This window comes from Bradyrhizobium sp. USDA 4510, from assembly GCF_054059095.1.
This window is the reverse complement of the sequence record NZ_JBSSBT010000001.1, coordinates 676,123-694,038: the sequence shown is the minus strand read 5'-3', so window position 1 is coordinate 694,038 and position 17,916 is coordinate 676,123. Positions and strand designations below refer to the sequence as shown.

General features: G+C 58.6%; 14 protein-coding genes. 8 read left to right on the top strand and 6 right to left on the bottom strand.

What is annotated here, in order from left to right; genetic code table 11:
* Positions 1-618 precede the first annotated feature (618 nt).
* The 4 genes from ACVMDN_RS03180 to ACVMDN_RS03165 all read right to left on the bottom strand — a co-directional run bounded on the left by ACVMDN_RS03180 (position 619) and on the right by ACVMDN_RS03165 (position 7,287).
* Complete coding sequence (locus ACVMDN_RS03180; protein ID WP_156436445.1) at positions 619-789, bottom strand: hypothetical protein; 171 nt, start codon at positions 787-789, stop codon at positions 619-621.
* A gap of 214 nt (positions 790-1,003) precedes the next feature.
* On the bottom strand, positions 1,004-4,258 hold the full coding sequence (locus tag ACVMDN_RS03175) for an AMP-binding protein (protein ID WP_456835713.1): 3,255 nt from the start codon (positions 4,256-4,258) through the stop codon (positions 1,004-1,006).
* A 1,173-nt stretch (positions 4,259-5,431) separates the two neighbouring features.
* Positions 5,432-6,079 carry a hypothetical protein gene (locus tag ACVMDN_RS03170; RefSeq protein WP_456835714.1) on the bottom strand — a complete coding sequence of 216 codons (648 nt, stop codon included), beginning with the start codon at positions 6,077-6,079 and terminating at the stop codon, positions 5,432-5,434.
* Between the two features lie 527 nt (positions 6,080-6,606).
* Positions 6,607-7,287, bottom strand: a complete 681-nt coding sequence (locus tag ACVMDN_RS03165; RefSeq protein ID WP_456835715.1) for a dethiobiotin synthase — start codon at positions 7,285-7,287, stop codon at positions 6,607-6,609.
* A gap of 945 nt (positions 7,288-8,232) precedes the next feature.
* On the opposite strand from ACVMDN_RS03165, the gene ACVMDN_RS03160 reads away from it, so the two are divergent.
* The 4 genes from ACVMDN_RS03160 (at position 8,233) to ACVMDN_RS03145 (ending at position 12,059) form a co-directional block, all read left to right on the top strand.
* Entirely contained in the window at positions 8,233-8,592 is a 360-nt protein-coding gene (locus ACVMDN_RS03160; RefSeq protein ID WP_456835716.1) for a Dabb family protein, read from the top strand.
* 109 nt (positions 8,593-8,701) lie between these two features.
* Complete coding sequence (gene pabB / locus ACVMDN_RS03155; RefSeq protein WP_456835717.1) at positions 8,702-10,096, top strand: aminodeoxychorismate synthase component I; 1,395 nt, start codon at positions 8,702-8,704, stop codon at positions 10,094-10,096.
* Entirely contained in the window at positions 10,093-10,677 is a 585-nt protein-coding gene (locus tag ACVMDN_RS03150; RefSeq protein WP_456835718.1) for an anthranilate synthase component II, read from the top strand. Before pabB ends, ACVMDN_RS03150 begins: the two co-directional genes overlap by 4 nt.
* Before the next feature lie 428 nt (positions 10,678-11,105).
* Positions 11,106-12,059: a hypothetical protein gene (locus tag ACVMDN_RS03145; RefSeq protein ID WP_456835719.1), complete on the top strand. Its 954-nt coding sequence runs from the start codon at positions 11,106-11,108 to the stop codon at positions 12,057-12,059.
* Positions 12,060-12,148: 89 nt separating this feature from the next.
* Here ACVMDN_RS03145 and ACVMDN_RS03140 read toward each other — a convergent pair whose 3' ends face one another.
* A complete protein-coding gene (locus tag ACVMDN_RS03140; protein WP_456835720.1) occupies positions 12,149-12,316 on the bottom strand; it encodes a hypothetical protein in 168 nt (55 codons plus the stop codon).
* Positions 12,317-13,462: 1,146 nt separating this feature from the next.
* Positions 13,463-13,636: a helix-turn-helix transcriptional regulator gene (locus tag ACVMDN_RS03135; protein ID WP_456843597.1), complete on the bottom strand. Its 174-nt coding sequence runs from the start codon at positions 13,634-13,636 to the stop codon at positions 13,463-13,465.
* 316 nt (positions 13,637-13,952) lie between these two features.
* On the opposite strand from ACVMDN_RS03135, the gene istA reads away from it, so the two are divergent.
* The 4 genes from istA (at position 13,953) to ACVMDN_RS03115 (ending at position 17,662) form a co-directional block, all read left to right on the top strand.
* Entirely contained in the window at positions 13,953-15,491 is a 1,539-nt protein-coding gene (istA, locus tag ACVMDN_RS03130; RefSeq protein WP_456835896.1) for an IS21 family transposase, read from the top strand.
* An 11-nt stretch (positions 15,492-15,502) separates the two neighbouring features.
* Positions 15,503-16,246 (top strand): IS21-like element helper ATPase IstB, encoded by a 744-nt coding sequence (istB, locus tag ACVMDN_RS03125; protein ID WP_253640537.1) that lies wholly within the window; start codon positions 15,503-15,505, stop codon positions 16,244-16,246.
* Positions 16,247-16,643: 397 nt separating this feature from the next.
* On the top strand, positions 16,644-16,898 hold the full coding sequence (locus tag ACVMDN_RS03120; protein WP_456835722.1) for a hypothetical protein: 255 nt from the start codon (positions 16,644-16,646) through the stop codon (positions 16,896-16,898).
* A 206-nt stretch (positions 16,899-17,104) separates the two neighbouring features.
* Positions 17,105-17,662 carry a hypothetical protein gene (locus ACVMDN_RS03115; protein ID WP_456835723.1) on the top strand — a complete coding sequence of 186 codons (558 nt, stop codon included), beginning with the start codon at positions 17,105-17,107 and terminating at the stop codon, positions 17,660-17,662.
* Positions 17,663-17,916: the final 254 nt, after the last annotated feature.

The following is a 17,916-nucleotide window of genomic DNA, read 5'->3' as shown; positions in this document are numbered from 1 at the left end:
CTGTGAGGTTCGCAGGCGCGATGGGCACGTCCGAAATGCGGGCCAATAATCGCAAGATTTACATGATTGCAGGTTTGCGGCTTCGACCTCCTGTTGCGGCCCCGGCGTCCTTGGGGCTGGTTTAGCTTGCGATTGTTGCTTCCCTCTTCTCGGGTTTCCACAATAGGTTTCCCACGGACGGCGGGATTGAGGACTGTGGGACCGGCATCTTTGCGCCGCCGTCAAATATCAGCGGACGAGATCGCCTGATGCTCCGAGACTTTCTGCCAGCGGGCGAGAGCCGCTCAAACCGCAAAATGTCGGATCCGAACTTTGCATGCAGTCGATGCCGAGGCACGAACGATCCATGAGAGATAATCGCCGCTCGTCAATGCATAAAGCTGCTGCCAATTCATCTTGACGCTGCCGCCCCAAGGGGTCGGCATGACGTCACTAGGGCTTAATACACTGGGCTCGAAATGAGTTGCGTTTCGCGTTCACTCCTCAAGCGCTCCACCACGTTTTCCAGTGTACGGAAAGCCAAAGTTTTAGCGCTGCCCGACGCCCCGACCACGGAGCCCTGCATGAATGAAGCAAGCAGACCACTGCAGTCTTGTCGGGCGCTGATGGCCCTGGGCATTAACGGCGCTTTGATCCTTTCTGGACGGTCTTGAGCGCTTGGTTGACGCCCTTTAGCGATTCATTGACACCCTCCAGCTGCGCTTGCAGGGCGTCCCTGCGCTTCTGCAAGTCCTTTAAGAGTGCTTTCTTCTGCGCCGCGGTCAATTTCTCGAAGTCAATGAGATCCACTGCAAATCTACACATCGCCGCCTCCAAGTGGCAGAAACTAGATTTGACAATCCCTTGTCCGATACACGGCTGAATTGTCGACAATTTCTAGTGGATAATCAAGCTGGATGATACTCGGATCGGACGAATTTTGGGTGGCCTTGCGCGTGGTAGGGCATCGGCACAAAGCGTTGCACTTTTCTTTCACGGGCTCGGTGCGACTGACCTGATCGTTTCAAGGATCAATCAATCGGCCAAGCTGCTTGTTGGGGCGCGCGGCCGCATTGGCCAAAATTGTGATGTAATCGGCAATCCAGTTCTGAATGGTGTTTGGCGCGAACAAGTCTTCCTTGCGTCCGCATATGCCGCTCATTCCCAGCGGCGTGTCCTTGATGGTCATCGACAGCCAAGCGCGGTCGATCGGCATGGCTGAGCGTTCTTCCTGATAGCCGAATGGCAGAACCGTCAGATCGGGCGCCTGGAGCGCTCGGCGGAACGCGACCTGGAGAACGAAATAGACCTGAACGAGTGATGCTGGGCACAAGCCGGTTGCTTCCGCTAATCGGCCGGCAATGATATCGAACGGAAGCTCTTGTCTGGCATGAGCGTCCAAGACGGCCTTGCGCACCCGATCAAGGGCTTCAACAAAAGTTAGATCAGCATCGAGTTGGGTGCGGATGATCGTTGTGTTCGCGAATGGACCGATCACGCGTTCTGTTCTCAGTTGAGACCGATTGGCCATTAAAGTCGCGACGCAAATGTCGTTCCGTTCGCTCCGGAGCAACAGCAGGGTCTTGAAGCCGGCAAGCAAACTCATGAACAGAGTTACGCCCCGATCACGGCTCATGGCGCTTAGCTGCGTCAGCAGATTGTTCGAAATTTGAAATGGTTCCTGGAGAACGCGCGAGCTCAATTCTCCTGCTACGCTGCCTTTCGGAGTCACAAAGGGAGGCGAGGCTTTGTCGAGGTGCCGCGTCCAGTAAGCCAGCTGCCTGTTTGCTTCCTCGGTGCTGGACCACAAACGCTGCCAGCGAACGAAGTCTGAAAATTGAAACGATGGCGCGGGCAGCTGCGCCTTTGCACCGGCAATCGAGCTGGCATAGATCTGCAAAAGCTCTTCCATGAAGATTGCCATCGACCAGCCATCAATGATGATGTCGTGCATGACCAGAAGTAAAACGTGGTCGCAGGCGTCGAGCCGAAAGACATAGGCCCGGAATAGTGGCGCATCGTTTAGGTCGATCGGTTCCAACGAGCGCTGCTCAGCTTCCAACTTCACCCTTGCCAGCAGAAATTCCTTGGCCTTGGCGTCTGCGGTATGCGCCAAGGCTGCATAATCTTTAATGACGAGGATCGATCCGACATCGACCTCTGGCGCGACGTGGGCGAGAGGAACCTCACCCTGCCAGATAAACGCCGTGCGCAGCATGTCGTGCCGGTGCACGAGCTCACCAAGGCTCCGCTCAAGCGCAGGAATGCTGAGTTGGCCCTGCAATCGATAAGCGAACGGCAGGTTGAACTGCGGTAATCCAGGCAGTTTTCGCTCGATGCGCAGCATACGCTCCTGAACGATGGACACCGGCTGCGGGCCATCTGCGTCAGCGCGTGCGACTTCCGTAAGCGGATCCTGCCTGCGCGCTAACGGGCCGGCGCCATCTTTTGATGATGCGATACGAAGCGCAAGAGCCGCAACGGTAGGCGAATTGAAGATATCCTCGATGGACAGCGTGATGCCGAAGTGCTCTTCCACGCGCAAAATCATCTGCGTCATGGCAAGTGAATCCACCCCGAGCGCGAAGACATCCTGGTCAGCGCTGATCCGATCGATGCCCAGAATGTCCTTCCAAAAGCGAGCCAGTTGACGCTTCAATTCCGAGCGGGGGACAACCGCCTCGCCGCCATCCTGCAACAAACAGGTCTTTGAAAAGTGGGCCGCAAGTTCATTGCGCTTGATCTTCCCGCCGGCGCCTTTCGGGATCTGTGGCACAATCAGGATGAGGCCCGGGACCTTGAAGGCGGCAAGGCGCGATCGGGCAAAGTCCCGCAGACTGTGCGGGCTCACATTTGCGTCCTGGCGCAGCACGATAGCGGCGGCGACGTCCGCGCCTAGTCGCTCATGGGGAACAGCGAAAACAGCGGCTTCGATCACATCCGGGTGGCTCAGCAAGGCGCCCTCTACCTCGGCAGGGGCAACCTTCTGCCCGCCCTTATGGATGATCTCCTTGATGCGACCGACGATGAACAGATACCGATCGGCGTCCAGGTATCCGAGGTCGCCGGTCCGGAACCAGCTGCCCTGAAAGGCGGACGCGGTAGCGGCAACATCATTGTCGTATCCTCTCGTTATGGTGGGGCCTCGCAGCGCGATCTCGCCACGTTTGCCGAAGGGCAAGTGGTGACCTGCACTGTCCAGTATCGCAATCTCGGGGCCGGCTGGCGGCCCGACTGAACCGCGCTTGCGCCGCCGCAAGGGATTTGAAGCGATTTGGGTGGCGGCTTCCGTCATGCCGTAGGTGTCGATAACGGGAACACCAAACAATGCTTCCAATCGCTCGAGCACTTCCGTCGACAAAGAGGTCGAAGCCGAACGAACGAGCCGCAAGGAGGATCGCAGTGCACCCTGCTTGTGACAATCCGCGGCCTCCAATATAGCGCGATGGATGGCCGGTACCGCCGTGTACCAGGTCGGTTGAAACTCCGTCAGCCAGCCGAAGAACGCTCTTGCATCGAAGCCGGCAGGACAGACTGCACTGGAGCCCGCCGCAAGCGCGGCCAGAAGTCCCGAGATCAAGCCATGCCCATGAAAGAGGGGCAGCACGCTCAGCAAGCGGTCACGAGCCTCAAGCTCCAGGGCGGCGCCAACATTGCCGGCTGACAGGCAGACGCTCGCTTGGGTCAGAGGAACCGTTTTGGGCCGCGACGTACTGCCGGAGGTCATCAGTATGAATGCATCGTCGGCGCTGGACGCAAACTCATCGTCAGGCAGCTCTTGCGGTGCCCGATCGGCAACACTGAACGCGCCGGCCGCCTCATTGGGCCGCATCGACACGTCGATCACGGGAACGCCCTGGATGCGGGCGGCGCGTCGGCAGGCCGCATTCAAGTCAGCGTGCGTCATGAGCGCCGCCAGCTGCAATTCGCCGAAATAACGCTGGTATTCATCACAGGTGAAGCCGGGATTGAGAGGTACGCAAACTGCGCCGGCTGCAACGGTGATCGCCGCTACTGCAACCTCCGGTCCGTCGGGCAAAACCACCGCGACCCTGTCAGTTCGGCGCACGCCGACGTTTCGCAAGCCGAAAACCACGGTCTTTGCCTGCATCCACAGCGCGCCATACGTCATCGGGAGGCGTTTCGGGGCTAGAACGGCGTGGCGCTCGGGCGCATGTTGCGCATGGTCGGCCAGGAGATCTCGAATGCAGGGAAAGACGCGTCCGCCGGCGCGCTTGCGCGGGGTACTGTTCCGCAATTCCTTGATGATGTTCGACAATGCCGGCCTCCCCTGGTCCATGTCGCTCCGTGTGGCCGCCCTATCAAAGTCTTTTCCAGCGCGCCGGCCCCATCGAAAGGCGGAAATAAGTGGTAGCGTCGTCGGCGCTCCGCGGGAGGCGCTCGACGGGGAGCCGCTCGGCTGCGCTAGAGGCAAGTTGCCCGACAGGCAGCATCTTACAAAGCACAACCACTATAGCAGTATGCTGGGCCGCCGTCCGGCTGGGCCACGGCAGTTCCGGCGTTCGCCACCAGCCAGGCCAAGGCGAAAGCTGGAATCAAATAGACAGAACGAAGCTCCGTCGCAGCGCAACACCTTTAGCTGATCAACCGCCGCTACGTTGATCACGCCGAACCGAGCGTTACCGAATGGGGCACCGTGTTCGCCGATCCGGTGGCCGCCACCTGCGATCTTCGACCGGCTCTTGCACTAAAGTCACGTGCTGACTATCCGCGGCGACAACTACCGGCTCCGAGCCGAGCGAAACAGCTGCCTCATCAGCCGCCGGCCGCTGACGGCCCTTCGGCGGCTCGCCTCCGACCTTCCCGTCGGCCGCCGACGAAGTTTCAAGCGACATCATGAACCGCGGGTGGGGATAGTTCGTGAGGCAAAGGGCCAGTTCCGGACCGCGTTTGACAGAGGCCTTGATGAAGGCCAGATCTACTCGCAGCGGCGCCTCGTCGGTATCGTTGATGTCTTTGATGTCAAGTTCCCGGAGCTAAAGCTCCGTACGGCGCGCTTGCCGCGGCCACCCGTCGAGCGGCGGTTCGCCATGAGTCGAATGACCGCTAGATGTGCGCTTGCGGCGCCGGACCGGACGAAGGCTCGAGAACATCACCTCGTTCAAAGATGAATTTTGAGAATGAATATCGGGCCTGTGCCGTGGCCGTGGCCCGGGGCCGCGGTCGGCTCAACACGGTTGCGAATGTCAGATCGCGAGCGCAGCATCGCTATGCGGCGCTGCTGGGTCCAGGACATCCGCCAGACCGCCATGGAGGCTCTGCAGTCGTGTCCTCAAGTCAGGCAGTTTTGATGCTTCGAATGTGCCAGCGGCCGGAAGGTTGCGAGCCCCTCTGAAACGCGGACAATTCACCGACAAGCGGTGAACTGTCCACGTAGTTCAAGCAGACGCGCCCTAGCTCACCGACTTTGCTCAGCTATCGCCCAACAGTTTCACACTTGCCGCCGCGTAAGCCTAACGAACCCTCCTTCCGCCAACTCGGCATTGTAGAGCTTGCCATTGAGAGAAATGGTTGTCGGGTGGTTTGGGCTAGGCATGAGTCCTTCGTCGCGCAGCTTTTCAATTAAGGCCAATGGGGCCCATTGCTCCGGGACAACAGCACCATGGTCCCGAGCCTCAATGAAGAACGCTCCGAAATCTGGCGCTCCCGCTCGGCCGGCTCCAAGCACTTGGGCCTCCGGCGGGTTGTGAATGAGGCGAACATGGCCAGACGGGTCCAAGGCAGCTGTGTACCGGTGTCCCCGAATATCGTAGGTCATGGTCGGCTGGTCTGCATCCGGAACAAGACCCAAATGGCTCAATCGATCAGCCATTCGCTCTGGCATAGGTCGTGCTTCGGTGCGGTGCCGGAATTCCCGCGGAGCAGCGTGCGAGACATCATAGACCGTCTCCTCTGGGGCTGCAGACGATGATGAGCCGGCTTCACTGAAGAATTGCCTGAGCATATCCTGATCCGCTTCATTCAATTCCTCGAGGTCTGGGGACCTATGCGCTCCGGCACCGTTGATCGGATTCAAATCCATATAGTCTCCTCCTATGAGAATATAGGCCGCATCCGCCAGTTTCTTCGCTCGGTTCATAACCAGTCCGGTCACTGGCAGCATTGTGATCGAGCGATCACGTTCGCATGGTCGCAAGCTTTGCTTTCGAGAAGCTGACCGTCTTCGGGAAATCACAGCAGATGCGCCCGCTTTCTCCACTCTGAAGCCAGGCAGTCTGCGACTTGACGATCTCTCTAGCTTTCCCACAATCTGCGCAGCTACATCTTCCCAAAAGGCGGCCGCGGACATTTGCCCTTGCAATCTTGATCCGCCGACGTACAGCGCTTCAGTCCAATGCCCGCTAGAATGCACAACGAGGATCACAGTTACGAAGCCGAATACGACCTGAAACGATGCCGTTACCAGGGCAGCAACTACGAACCGGTGTGACTACCGAGGACGGCCAACCTCAACAAGCTCAAGTTGCTGGGTTTGCGAAGAATGCAATGATCTCGGCTTGCCGCTACTCTCGACGATTATGCAGAGGCAACCGGACCTTCTCATGCCTGCTGGGGCCAAGCCTCAGCAGCCTGCGAGAAGGCGCCTTACACGATGCGCCCTGTGTGTCATGACTTGAAATCATCCCGCCAGAAGGATGCTTTGAACGCAGCTTGCAGCGTATCCGCCGCCAGAGGCGCGATCCAGGGCAGCCGCCCTAACCACCGCACCCGTCCAATCTCGCAAATGGCTCTCACCGCATCCGAATTCTTTTCGCCAACGAAAGCGATTCCAAGGATGTCGATCTGGCGTCTGCGGAGCGCTTCTATAGAGAGCAGCGAACAATTAATTGTGCCCAAAGTTGTGCTAGTGCACAGTACTACAGGAAGCCGCCATCTCTCCAAAAGATCAATGTAAAGCAAGCCGCAATTGAGCGGCTCCATTAGTCCTCCGGTCCCCTCGATCACAAGGGGCTGTCCTTCAGTGTCCGGCAGCTCCAGCGATTCCGCTTTGACGTAGACCTCGTCAACTTCCGCGGAACAGTGCGGCCAAGCGGCCGTCTCCAGTCGGTACGCCTCAGGCACGATGCGATCTGGCGAAAGACTTGCAAACCGAGCGACACGCTGTGTGTCCGTTTCTCCTTCGAGGCCGGCTTGAATCGGCTTCCAAAACTTCGCGCCCAGAAGATTGACAAGCCCTGCGCAGAACACCGTCTTTCCAACGCCGACCCCTGTACCCGCGACCACTATCCGCTGCCGGCTCGCCGAGCTTGACCTCTTGTCCGACGTTGTACGCACCTCATTCTCCATTTGCAGCGACCTCACAAAGAGGACGCCGGTCGACAGGACCGCCTACTCTTCGTAAGACGTTGAACGCATGGTGCCCTCGCTCCCGGTTAGAGCAAAGGCTGCTCAGCGATCCTGCTGCGTGCATCGCTCCCTCGAGGCTAACGGCAGCACGTAAGATACCCGTCGCGATAGGTGTCCGCTGCACCGCTCTGAATGGGTTCTGGATACCGACTGTTACCTTGAACCATAGACGGCTGTGACGCCCGCCATTGCGTCCTCCCAGAGTTGCGTTTGATGCCTTGTGGCAGGTTAAGATTGTTATCGGCGCGCAAATACTGTCCAGATCGGACGGAGGCATTCACGTGCCGTAGAATGTATCCCAATAGACGCAGAACGGTACGATTCGAGCGAAGCTGTACGATTGATGACTGACTTCACGTGGTGTGGTCGATCGAATGAGCGGATTCGTTCCGGCCAGGAAACAGCGATCGAGCCATATTAGCTGCCGCGAGGGTGATTTTTTAGCTGCCGCGAGGGTGATTTTTGCGTTTTCGACGTTGCGCGAGCTTCCGCCGAAGCGCGAGCAGGCTCGGCCGATGTCGTATAAGCGATCTGGATGATCCCTGCCAAACAAGACGTCGACGCCTCGCTGGCGGCTTCGTATGCTCCGGTGGCCTCTTTCTGAACGGCACCGGTCCCCGGCAATGTTCGATATTTGAGGGCCAGTAGCGCCTTTACAAGCGCTTAGAGCGCCCGACGATCTCGCCTCACCTACATAAGCCATATCCAGAGCATTCGGCACGGCAATTGTCAGATCCCGCTGACATATATCAGGAAGGTCTGCTGCATAGTCGCGGCATCGTACAGCGTCAAAGACCGCTCCGGCTGTCGATGCGTTCGGCATTGCCTTGAGCTAGATCCCGATATAACAAGTGGTCAAGTTGCGGCGTCACGTTTACGGCCATCATGATCCGTCACATCGTCTTCTTCACAGCCAAGGAAAAGGCCGATATCGACCAAGTCGTCGAAGGTCTATCGGTTCTCACCTCAATCCCATATGCACGCCGGCTCGAGATTGCCCGCAACCGCAAGAGCGACCAGCTCGGCAATGATATTGATGTCGTCGTGTATGGTGAATTCGACAGCGAGACGGATCTCGCTGCGTACAAGACGCACGATTTGTATCGAGAAGCGATCCGATGCGTACGCCCGCTCCGGGAGTTGCGCTTTGCTGCTGACTATGAGCTGTCGAAAGACGTGCATTTCGCTGGAACGGCAGGGCTAACGCAAGTCGCTCGGCGTAGTGGACCGGCCCGCCGTGAATAGCTTGATGATCAGCCGCATGTCTCGTACGTGCGGCACGGAAATAACTCTCCTTCGGAGCGCATCACGCAGCGCAGGCCTCGCAACCTGCCGGTTGTCGTAGCAGACAGCCATGCACGTCCGCGAGTTGCAGTGGATTGAGCCCGTCAAGGCGCTGCGATGTCTTGCGCAGCGGCCCCAGCTTACCTTTCTCGACAGCGCCGCAAGGCACGAACTGCTTGGCCGCTACTCATATCTGGCCTGCGAGCCGTTCAGCACCTACTTAGTCGCGGATGGACAGGCAAGTTGGAACGGAGAGACAATTATAGGGGATCCATGGGAGGTTCTCCGCGACCTTCTTGCCAGATACAAAGAAGCGTATCGCCCCGATCTCCCCCCATTTCAAGGCGGCGCAGCCGGCTTCCTTGCCTACGATCTAAATCGAACACTGGAGCGGCTGCCGGCACCGTCAGTTGCGGGTCTGCGGTTGCCGCAATCAATATTGCACTTTTACGACTTGGTGGTCAGCTTCGATCACCGGGACCAGAGGTGCTGGATCGTCTCGACCGGCTGGCCGGAGCAGGACCCCACTCGACGAGCCGAGCACGCGCGTCGTCGCGCCGACGAGTTTGCGGCACTGCTTGCCAGGCCAAAGCCGCCGCGGATCATAATACCCAGCACCGCAGGGCGATGGCAGTCGAATTTTAGCCGTGAAGACTTCATAGCGGCCGTTCAGCGCGTCGTCGATTTGATCCTGGCCGGAGATATATTCCAGGCAAACATCGCGCAACGCTTCAGTGCCAAAGTGTCGCCCTTATTCGATCCGCTCACCTTTTATTGCCAGCTTCGGTCTTTGAACCCGGCCCCGTTTGCAGCTCTCCTGCACTATGATACGCTGACGATCGCGTCGAGCTCTCCTGAGCGATTTCTGAGACTTGACGGACGGCAGGTCGAAACACGACCGATCAAGGGCACAATCGCGCGCTCCGCTGATTCCAAGGAAGATCTGCACCGTGCCGAGCTCCTTCTCGCGTCCGAGAAGGATCGCGCCGAGAACATTATGATCGTCGACCTGTTGCGCAACGATCTGTCACGCGTTTGCACAGACGATTCGGTCGAAGTTTCAGCACTGTGCAACCTCGAAACCTATGCCTCAGTGCACCATCTTGTCTCGGCGGTGAGAGGCGCGCTTGCTGCAGGCCAAGACGCTGTCAGTCTACTTCGCGCCTGCTTTCCCGGCGGCTCCGTCACTGGCGCTCCAAAGGTGCGAGCAATGGAGATCATTGCGGACATCGAGAAAGTGGCCCGAGAGGTGTATTGCGGGGCGATCGGCTTCATCGGATTCAATGGACACCTGGACACGAACATTGCGATCCGCACCGTCGTGATCGAGGACGGCCTGGCTATATTTCATGCAGGCGGTGGAATAACGGCGATGTCGAATCCGGAAGCCGAATATGAGGAGACCCTTGCCAAGGCAAAACGATTGTTCGAGGCCTTTGATGCCGATCCATATGGTGCATTTTGATTGTCATCATCGACAACTACGATTCCTTCGTATTCAACATTGCGCGCTATTTCCGCAAGCTTGGTGCACAGACGCAAGTAATCCGAAGTGATGCGATCAGCGTCACTGAACTCGCTGCGCTCCAGCCGCGCGCAATCGTCATATCTCCCGGCCCCTGCACTCCCATGGAGGCCGGTATATCCACCGCGGTTGTCCGCGAACTTTCGGGTTGTGTCCCAGTCCTTGGCATCTGTCTCGGTCACCAGTGTATCGGGAGCGTTTTCGGGGGACGCGTCGTGCGTGCAAATCGTCCCATGCACGGCCAAGCCTCACCCATAACGCACGGCGGTGGTGGGTTGTTCAAGGGACTCCCATCTCCACTTTGCGTTGGGCGGTACCATTCTTTAGCGGTCGAACTCGATCTATCAGAAGCACCGGATCTCATGGTGACGGCCCGCTCAGATGAAGGTGAGATTATGGCTTTGTCACATCGGCATCACCCAACCTATGGCGTGCAATTCCACCCGGAGTCAGTACTTACTCAACTGGGGCACTTGTTGCTTATGAACTTCTTGCGATTGGCGGCCAATTTCGAAACGTGAAAACGGAGATTTCGTCGAATGGCGAGCTGCGTATTCGTGAAACGCTCGGCAGAGCCGTCGTATCTAACGAGAAAGCGGAAATAGCTCAGTTGGTACTCTACGTACGCAACTTTCTCTTTTGGTGCCGCCTCAATTGAAGTACTTGGAGCCGCGTCGGCCTCTTCGCAGCACCTCCATTCGGCAAGTCGGGATCATCTTCTGGCTTCTTAGCGAAAACGTTTATTCGAGATCCGCCAACAGATTGGCGGTGCCTAGGCGGTACTCTCGGTACCGCTGCCCTAACGGGCGTTTCCTCCCTTGACTTGGCCGCCGGTCCTGTGGATCGGCGGTTCTCTTCGCTACTCGATCAACGCTCTCATGATCGAGGTATACCTCAATGCAACCTGCTTGCGTTGATTCGCGAGCCCGCCTCTGAGGAAATCGGCCCCATGGCTAAAGAAATCAAGCACTTACCTACTAAAACAGGCCCGAAGGAAATCAACCCCGCGCAGGGGTCATTTGACATTTACGTTGATAAGCAGACGGAGATACAAGGGATCGAAATGGGCGTGCTTAGCGATGGCACCCCGTTCTTAACCCAGCGTGGGCTGGCGCGATTGTGTGGCGTTCAAAACGCGCATATCGGCAGCATCGGGGCCGAATGGGACGAGCAAGTCCAGAAGCCGCGCATCACCACAATTAAGAATCTACTCTCGGCGCGAGGACAAACGCCGCCGGCTCCGTATTTCGATATGTCGGATGAGCGGCGGCAAGTCTACGCCTATCCGGATTATGTCTGTCTTGCGATCCTCGAATATTACGCTTTCGAGGCTGGCGCCAATGTCAAAACCGAAGCGATACAAAACTTCCGGCAATTGGCCGGGATGGCATTGCGAGAGTTCATCTATACCCAGCTCGGCTATAGTCCGAGCGCACGAGTTCCTGATAGCTGGAGTCTATTTCACGACCGTGTTTCGCTGGTCTTTCACACGGTTCCTCACGGCTACTTCAGCGTCTTCAAGGAAATGTCCGACATCATCGTAACGCTGATCCGACAAGGCGCGAACGTAGACGACAAGTTCATTCCGGACATCAGCGTCGGTCAGCATTGGGCCAATCACTGGCGGGATGCTGGATTAGAAATCATCCATGGGCCCCGCATCCAGTATGAGCACAATTACCCAAGCTACTTCCCGCAAGCCGCATCCAACCCGCAGCCTGCATACTGCTATCCTGATAGCTGTCTCGGTGAGTTTCGTCGCTGGATGCGAGACGTCTATTTGCAGGACAAGATGCCGGCTTATCTCACTAGCAAAGCTAAGCAGGGTGCACTTCCCCCCTCTTTCGTGAAGCTTGCTCTCGAAGCTCTTGCCCCAACGTCACTGCCGAAGCCATCCCAATAACTGGGCAAGGACTCATGAATCGGATTAGCCATGACGGTCGGCGCGCAGACTCGCCGCCTTCAGCGAGCCAGAATATCTATCTCGATGGCCTACAATTCTTGGCGCAGCATGACCACTCTCACGTGCACGGCGTTTGTGTTCTCGACCGGAATTGGTTTGCCGCCAAGCAGGCCTTCCGCACTCCCGCCGAACTCTTCGGCCGGGACGGAAATGGCCTCCTGACATTCTACTTCAATCTTATCAACGGTCAGGAACACTATCTCATCCATCCGATAGACCTAGAGGCCTATCTAAAGGGCATGAGCAAAGCATGATGTTCACGAGCGTGCAGCCATGACGGCAGCAGGCAGCAGATTCATCAACCGATCGGCTATTCAATGTACAGCCTTTATGCGCTTAGCCCGCTGGTCAAACGGCTATCCTTCACCTCAGGCGTAGTGCTGACATTGACGATGTTAGCCTTTTACCGGGGCATCAACCTAACTGCCGCTTGTTGGATCTTGCCGTGCAGCGTCACAATTGCCGTCATCGCGGGCGCGGTGGATGTGTCAATTGCGGGTTATCCAACGGGATCTGCCGCTGGTGACATTCTGCCCTATTTCGCAAGGGGATTTTCGCCGCTGCGATCTATTCGTTTGTTGGCTGTCTTGTCGGCGCAGGTGTTTATAAGGTCTTGCTCGAGAGAAGATTGTAGAACTTCAAGAATGCGTTCTGATCGTACACGTCGACCCGCTTTCCTTCGAACATAAAGTTAGTGCGCCATAGCTGAACCAGATCTTCCAACGTTGGCTGCCTCGGCAAAATCGAGGCCAACACCTCTGGTAAAACATCAACGTCAGGCGGACTCACATAGATAGATATCTTATTCCATAGAGCAGCGGTCCCTTTCTCGAGATTGCAAAGTCTACAGCAGCATCTCAGGTTATCGGCCTCATCTGTGCCGCAGCCCTTGGGTACTACGTGGTCAATGCTCGGGGCGTTAGGTCTGTAAGCAAAACCGCGTAGATCCGGCGGCGTGAGCTGGTCACAAAGGTAGCAACGCCAATTCGCGCTCTCGAATATGCGCTCTCGATTGATCTTGACGCTTCTCAGACCTGCTAGGTACGTCATGTCACAGATCGCGCCGCAGTGCGCTCGACGGTGAGCCTCTTCCACTGATGGCGGCGCAGCTATCAGCCCAACTCGTCTGTCAAGATTGGGCAAAAATATCTCACCACAGTATTGGCATTCACGCGGCACATCGTCCGGCATGCGATAGTCCCAAATTACTCGACGGTTGGGAAACCTTCTTTTGCGCGCCATGAATCGTCGGTGATTTGGCTCAATCGCCATGCGCTGTTGCAAGAACTGCCGGTTCAGGGCCGGCAGCATCCCCTCCAGCGACGACAAGTCATGCATCGTGTTCACACTCTCTGCGTATCTTTCCTACCCAAACCTTCCTGCCAAGCCTTAACTTCATCCGTGTACCAGGCAATCCGGCGAGGCGCGATCTCATGCGCCTTAGGAAAACGGCCCGCAGTCATTTCGTTGTAGAGGGTGGCACGGCTGAACGGCACGAGCGCAAGCACCTGTCTCACAACCAAGCATCTTACGCGGGCCTGCTTTAGTGGCCTTTGCGTCACGTGCCATCTGATGCCCCCCTGATTCGATCAAAAGAATCTGCCACCGGGAGCATAAGCGAAAAATAGGGTGCTGATTCCGCTCGATGTCGCCCACGATTCCGGAATGATCTCGCCCACCGTTCCGATTTGATGTCGCCCGCCATTCCGAGATGATCTCGCCCACCATTCCGGGATGATGTCGCCCGGGGTGACGAGGCCTCTTCTGGCTCCGATACGGTCCCGCCTTTCGGCTTTGCGAAGGGGGACCTGGATGCCGACGGAGAGGTTTGCGATGCGCCATGTGCGCGATGTGATCAGATTGAAGTCGGCCGGGATGCCGACCCGCGAGATTGCGCGGCGGGTGGGGACAGCCCCTTCGACGGTGCGGTTGACGATCCACCGGTTCGAGGCAGCGGGGCTGACCTGGCCATTGCCCGACGACATCACCGACGCTGCGCTGGAAGCCCGGCTGTTCGCCAGCGCGGGAGCCGGTCCCGGCACCCGGCGGGGCCATCGCCGGCAGGCCGAGCCGGACTGGGCGGCGGTACACCGCGAACTCCGGCGCAAGCATGTGACGCTGTCGATCCTGTGGGACGAGTACATCGCGGGCGAACCCGGCGGATATCGTTATTCGCGGTTCTGCGAGCTCTACCGCGCCTGGGAAGGCCGCCTGTCGGTGACGATGCGCCAGTCGCATACGGCCGGCGACAAGCTGTTCGTCGACTATGCCGGCGACGGCGTGCCGGTGGTAATCGACCGGTTCACCGGCGAGCGACGCGCCGCGCAGATCTTCGTCGCGGTGCTCGGCGCATCGAGCTTCACCTACGCGCAGGCGACCTGGACGCAGGGGCTCGCCGACTGGATCGGCGGCCACGTCGGCGCCTTCGAGGCGATCGGCGGCGTGCCGGCGCTGCTGGTGCCGGACAATACCAAGGTCGCAGTGATCAAGGCCTGCTTCTACGACCCGCAGATCAACCGCAGCTACGCCGACATGGCGGCGCATTACGGCACCGCCATTCTGCCGGCGAGGCCGCGACGGCCACGGGACAAGGCGAAGGTCGAACAGGCGGTCCTCATGGTCGAGCGCTGGCTGCTCGGGCGGCTGCGCCACCGCACCTTCCACAGCCTCGCCGAGGTCAACGCGGCGATCACCGAGCTAATGACCCGGCTCAACGAGGAGCGGCCGATCCGGCGGCTCGGCGTGACCCGCCGCAAGCTATTGGAGGAGATCGACCGGCCGGCGCTCAAGGACTTGCCGGAGAGCCCCTACGTGTTCGCCGAGTGGCGGATCTGCCGGGTCAGCATCGACTATCACGTCGAGGTCGAGGCGCATTACTACAGCGTCCCGCATCGCTTCGTCCGCGCCGAGGTCGAGGTGCGCTTCACCGCCCGCACCGTCGAGATTTTCCACAAGGGCGAGCGGATCGCCGCGCATCAGCGCATGAGCGGCAACCACAAGCACACCACCGTGCCGGAACACATGGCGTCCAGTCATCGGCGCTACGCCGGCTGGACCATCGAGCGCATTCGCAAGGAGGCCGCCACGATCGGGCCGGCCACCGCGGCGCTGTGCGACCTGATCCTCGATGAGCGGGCGCACCCCGAGCAGGGCTTCCGCGCTTGCCTCGGCATCATCCGGCTCGGCCAATCCTACGGGCAAGAGCGGCTCGATGCTGCCGCCATGCGGGCGATCGACATCGGCGCGCGCACCTACGGCTCGGTCAAATCGATCCTTGCCAACAACCTCGATCGGCGTCCTTCACCCAAGCGCCCCGCGGACAACGCGCCGGTCCTTCATCCCAACATCCGCGGGCCGCGCTACTACAACTAGGAGATCACGCCTTGCTCACGCATCCGACCCTCGATCAACTCCACGCGCTCGGCCTTCATGGCATGGCCAAGGCCTTTGCCGACATCGAAGCCGGCGGCGATGCCGCAAGCCTCGGCCATGCCGAATGGCTCGCGCTGCTGCTCGAACGCGAAGCCTCGCTGCGACGCGACAAGCGGCTATCGAAGCGGCTGCAATACGCCAAGCTGCGCCAGCAGGCTTGCGTCGAGGACATCGACTATCGCACCCCGCGCGGCCTCGACCGCAGCCTCCTGACGATGCTGGTCGAAGGCCAATGGATCGACGACCACGCCAACCTGCTGATCTGCGGGCCCTCCGGCGTCGGCAAGAGCTGGCTCGCCTCGGCGCTCGGCAACAAGGCCTGCCGCGACAATCGCTCCGTGCTCTATCAGCGTGTCCCGCGGCTGTTCACCGATCTCGCTTTGGCGCGCGGCGACGGCCGCCACCCGCGGCTCCTGCGGGCGCTCGGCCGCATCGATCTGCTCATCCTCGACGACTGGGGCCTCGAGCCGCTCGACGCCGCAGCCCGCCACGACCTCCTCGAGATCCTCGAGGACCGCTACGGCCGCCGCTCCACCACCGTCACCAGCCAGCTCCCCGTCGATCAATGGCACGCGCTGATCGGCGATCCCACCTACGCCGATGCCGTCCTCGACCGCCTGGTCCACAACGCCCACCGGATCGATCTCAACGGCGAGAGCCTGCGGCGAACCCGCAAACCCGAACGAAAGGCCTGAGCCAGTGGCGCTGTGGACATGCCGCTGCGCTTGGACAACGCAAAGAGCGTTGCCACATGCCCACAGCAGACCAACAGCAGACGAAGAAGGGCCTCAAGCCGCGATTCAAGGTTGACCCCGCGGCTTCACCGATGCCAGAAACCAAACAGCCAGAACGCCTCGCGCCCCGGGCGACATCAAATCGGAATGGTGGGCGAGATCATCTCGGAATCCTGGGCGAGATCAAATCGGTACACCCGGGCGAGATCATCGGAATCCGCAAATAGGGCCGCCCACCCCTTGCGGTTGAGGATATCGGCGGCAAAATCACTGTTGCATTTAACGGCAAATAGACCCCAGCCCTACTCGCCAGTCAGAAGCCAGGAGAGTAAATTGAGGGAATCATCGGAGTCCACGCATGCTGCGCCGCCTTTATGACCACAAACCAGATCCGGTCAAAGATCGGGAATCGATAGACGATTTCCTTGCCTTTCGTTTTCCGGAGATCACCCGGCTCAACTACTGCCGGGCACAATTGGACCTTGTCCGCGCCGAACGCACCGAGCTTGAGCGGCGAGGATCACAGCAGGGCCTCGCAAACCTCAAGTGGGATGCAGTGCGGCTCGCTGGCGAAATTGAATACTTAGAGACTTTGCTCGGCCTGAAATCATGATTGGCGCAGAGCGCGAACACAAGGTCACGATTTGCAGCGAGACTTGCTCGGTGACCACCTACCAAAAATCAAAAACCGTTTGGATCGCGGTGGGCACCTATATGGGTGAAACGCGAGAAGCCAAGGGGACCAGCGCTGGGAGTGCCTTATCCAGCTGGAAAGTCTGGGCGACGACCAAAGGCGGTTGATCAAACCAGAAAAACAAGATGGCGGGCCGCGATATGACTGACGAGCTCGATAAATGGAAGCGATACGGAACGATGTCCGTTCGCAACTATCACCCGGCATGGGCCTATCTCGAAACTGCGCGCGAATACCTCGAGGCTGGGCGAACGCTTCATCTCCATCCGATGCCAAAAAAGGATGTGATATGGCTCGAGGACGTGCCTGAGCACTACAAATTCTACGAGCTTCAATTTCCGCTGATGTATTGCTTAGCTCACACATCCGAACTGCTGCTAAAAGCGTTCTTGACCGCACACGGAAAAGGACCAAAGGACACGCCTGGTTGGCGAAATCATTCCATCGGCGGATTGCTTCACGCCAGCATCGACCTTGGTCTAGTGATAACTGACACAACGCGCCGCTTCATAGATGATCTAGCTTCAGAGAATGATGACTTTACGTATCGGTTTGGCGAAAGAACGACACCGATCTTTTTCCCGCCGACAAAAGATGCTCTTCAAGCGGTTGATGATCTAGATCGAGGTGTGTTCCCCGCTATAGCGCCATTCATCGGAACTAAAGGAAGCGGTGACCTCTGACTCGATGCACACCAAATCGCTGTGGAGCGGTCCCGTCACTCGGCAGATGCTGGCTTGCGACCTATCCTGTCATGCTTTGGATCATCGTCCACCTTGAGAACCTTGGTCGGGCGTAGCGTGTGGCAGAAGGTTATCCGGGTCTTCTACTGGCTCCTCAAATCTCACTGCGGTGTTTCGATTAGTCGGCAAGACCGCAACCGGCTTAGTCAGCACATGAATTACGAGCCCGGTTAGGACGGCAAGCGCAGCAGCCG